The sequence below is a fragment of the Legionella yabuuchiae genome (assembly GCF_900640115.1).
Classification (GTDB): Bacteria; Pseudomonadota; Gammaproteobacteria; order Legionellales; family Legionellaceae; genus Legionella_A; species Legionella_A yabuuchiae.
Genome location: NZ_CAAAIW010000054.1, coordinates 1 through 3,013 on the forward strand (window position 1 = coordinate 1; position 3,013 = coordinate 3,013).

Consider the following 3,013-nt stretch of genomic DNA (forward strand, 5'->3'; position numbering starts at 1 on the left):
TGAAGAGGAACTAAAACTTGGTAAAAAAATTCGGCTGAAGGGAATGCCTAGTGATTTTTATATGAAACTGTTTCGCGTGCCTGTTTCTACCAACAGGACCGATTATGTGGCCACTAACGACCCATCTCAACACTGCAGTCATGACACTCAAAATGTGTGTGCTATGCGCTGGTATATTGAGCAGTTTCATCGGGAAATTAAACAGCTAACTGGCGTCGAAAAATGCGAGTGTCGAAAGCAACGTATACAGAGAAATCATATTGCTTGCGCATTACTTGTTTGGGTTAAAATGAAACAAATAGCTTACAAAACAAAAAAAACTGTCTATCAGATAAAGAAAAGTCTCTTGCCTAATTATTTGATTCAAGAGCTTAAAAGTCCATCTGTTTTGATGAGTTTTGCGTAAGTCCTGTATTATTGTGAACGAGAAGTCATGCTATTAGAACCAGCTATTGCCGCGTTATTAGCTCAAAAAGAATTTACTTTTAAAAAAGGTAAGCATGTATTTCATAATCCCCGTACCAATAAGGCTTGGGAAACGGACCACCAAATCAGACGAACGGCATGGATGTATGCGCTTGAACGTGCAGGCGTTCGCTATCGAAACCCTTACCAAACTCGCCATACATTCGCATCTATGATGTTATCAGCTGGAGAAAACATTATGTGGGTTGCCAGTCAAATGGGCCATATGAATAAAGAAATGGTAATGAAGACTTATGGCAAATGGATCCCTGATAATTCACTCAGGCTTGGGTATAAACCCTTGAACAATTGGGGTGCGTTTTTTGGTGAAATAAACCCGCTGGAACCCCGCGGATCTATGGATATTGAAGAAAATTCAGAAAAATCAACAAGTTATATGGGGCAGCGGGAATTGAACCCGCGACAATTTTTGTAACTCATTGATTTATATAGTTCTAATTTCCGACTTACCAATTCTGGGGCGTAAATGGGGCATTTTTAATACTTCTTCTCTAACGCCTAGAATAACAGCCTGTGCTCTGATGTCTAAGCTTTTTTACTTTTAATAAATTATTTAATGTATATTATTATATACGCTAAGCACTTTAATGTTAATTATAATAAACATAAGAGGCTCAATGCTTGCTTTTCCCATTAATGCATCTTATTATTTACATTAAACCCTATAATGTAAAATATAACTTACGTTAAGCATTGAAATATGAGCAAAAAAACACATTTACCCATTCCAGTACAGAAAGTTTTAAGAATATTGGGCAAGAATATTAGTGATGCACGCCGTCGTCGTCGTATAGCTATGGAGCTAATGTCTGAGCGCTGCGGTTTTTCTCGCCTCACTTTATACAAAATTGAAAAAGGTGATCCAAGCGTATCTATGGGTGCGTATGCATCTGCTCTTTTTGTTCTAGGGATGTCTGATCACTTGGCATCCCTTGCTCATGCTTCTCAGGATATTGTCGGGCGTGAACTTGAAGAAGAAAACCTACCTAAAAGAATTAGAACGCCACAAGGCAATAAAGGAGAAGCAAATGAGTAGCCAGGAAATATATGTTTCAATTGAGCTTGGCGAAAAAACGCATAAGATCGGCAAGCTATGGTTTCATCAACGTGGCGCCAGGCAAAGTGCATCTTTTGAATATGATCCTGACTGGCTGAAACATTCGGAAAAATTTGCTCTTGATCCAGCGCTTCAATTAACCTCTGGTGCATTTCATACCACACCGGATCAGATATTATTCGGTGCTATTGGTGATTCGGCGCCTGATCGCTGGGGTCGTGTGCTGATGCGCCGAGCAGAAAGTGTGCGGGCAAAATCCATTGGGGAGGCAGCAAGAACACTGTCAGAAGTAGATTATCTGTTAGGTGTTAATGATGAGGCTCGTCAGGGCGCTTTACGTTTCTCGCTAAAAGAGGGCGGGCCTTACCTAACCCCCAAAGATAAAGAAAGCATACCCCCATTAATCGATCTTCCTAGACTACTTTCTGCAACTGAACATTATCTTAATGACGAAGAAACAGCTGAAGATTTGAAAATATTATTGGCACCTGGGTCCTCTCTGGGTGGGGCACGGCCAAAAGCATCGGTCAGAGATAAAGACGGTCATCTTGCCATCGCTAAATTTCCAAAAAAAGATGATGAATTTAACGTGGTTGTTTGGGAAGCGGTTGCGCTAACCCTTGCAGAAAAAGCGGGTATTAAAACAACCGATTGGCGCCTGGAAACAATCATGGATAAACCAGTGCTGATTCTGCGCCGTTTTGACCGTCACGAAGGTCAACGTGTTCCATTCTTATCTGCAATGAGTATGTTAGGCGCAAAGGATAATGACCCCCACAGCTATCTTGAAATCACTTACGCCATTACTCAACACGGTGCAAATCCAAACAGTGACTTAGAAGAGCTGTGGCGGCGTATCATCTTTACCGTGCTGATTTCAAACACAGACGATCATTTAAGAAATCATGGTTTTTTATATGAACGTCATAAAGGTTGGCGATTGTCACCAGCCTATGATGTCAATCCAACCCCCGTTGAAATGAAAGGCCGCATGTTATCAACTTCAATTGATTATGATGATCCAACGGCTTCTATTGATTTGGCGCTTTCCGTCATTGATGAGTTTCGGATAAAGAAAGCAAGAGCACTTGAAATTATAAAAGAGGTTGCGCTAGCAGTAAGTGAATGGCGATCGGTTGCTACCCAATTTGGTTTGACAAAAAGGGAGATTGACCGCATGGCTTCAGCTTTTGAGCATGAAAATTCAAAGAAATTAGAATCTAATTTGCATCGGAATCAAATTCCAATCAAGAAATAATAAATTATTTGCCTATTGTATTTAAAGGGTTTTGTGTAAATCCAATAGATTCAGGACTTACGCAAAACCCATTAACTTGAGAAATAGATCACACATCGAAGAGCGAATGGATCAAAGATTAGTTATCTGAGTCATAGTAATCTACTGTAAATTTTTACACCACGTTATACTCATGGGCCGCCCAAAAACTAATAAAGTGACACGCTTGGATT

At 40.2% G+C, this 3,013-nt stretch carries 3 protein-coding genes and 1 pseudogene; all 4 read left to right on the forward strand.

Annotation, left to right across the window (positions count from 1 at the left end; genetic code table 11):
• A pseudogene (locus E1O47_RS11935) lies at nucleotides 1–406 on the forward strand (IS701 family transposase); the annotation flags it as partial.
• Between the two features lie 27 nt (nucleotides 407–433).
• Entirely contained in the window at nucleotides 434–901 is a 468-nt protein-coding gene (locus E1O47_RS11940) for a tyrosine-type recombinase/integrase (protein WP_133131463.1), read from the forward strand.
• Nucleotides 902–1,186: 285 nt separating this feature from the next.
• Nucleotides 1,187–1,522, forward strand: a complete 336-nt coding sequence (locus tag E1O47_RS11945) for a helix-turn-helix domain-containing protein (protein WP_133131464.1) — start codon at nucleotides 1,187–1,189, stop codon at nucleotides 1,520–1,522.
• Complete coding sequence (locus tag E1O47_RS11950; RefSeq protein ID WP_242602112.1) at nucleotides 1,455–2,801, forward strand: type II toxin-antitoxin system HipA family toxin; 1,347 nt, start codon at nucleotides 1,455–1,457, stop codon at nucleotides 2,799–2,801. Before E1O47_RS11945 ends, E1O47_RS11950 begins: the two co-directional genes overlap by 68 nt.
• Nucleotides 2,802–3,013 lie beyond the last annotated feature (212 nt).

Coding starts and splice junctions, on each gene's coding strand:
- E1O47_RS11940 (WP_133131463.1), top strand. CDS start 434: ATGCTATTAGAACCAGCTATTGCCGCGTTATTAGCTCAAAAAGAATTT.
- E1O47_RS11945 (WP_133131464.1), top strand. CDS start 1,187: ATGAGCAAAAAAACACATTTACCCATTCCAGTACAGAAAGTTTTAAGA.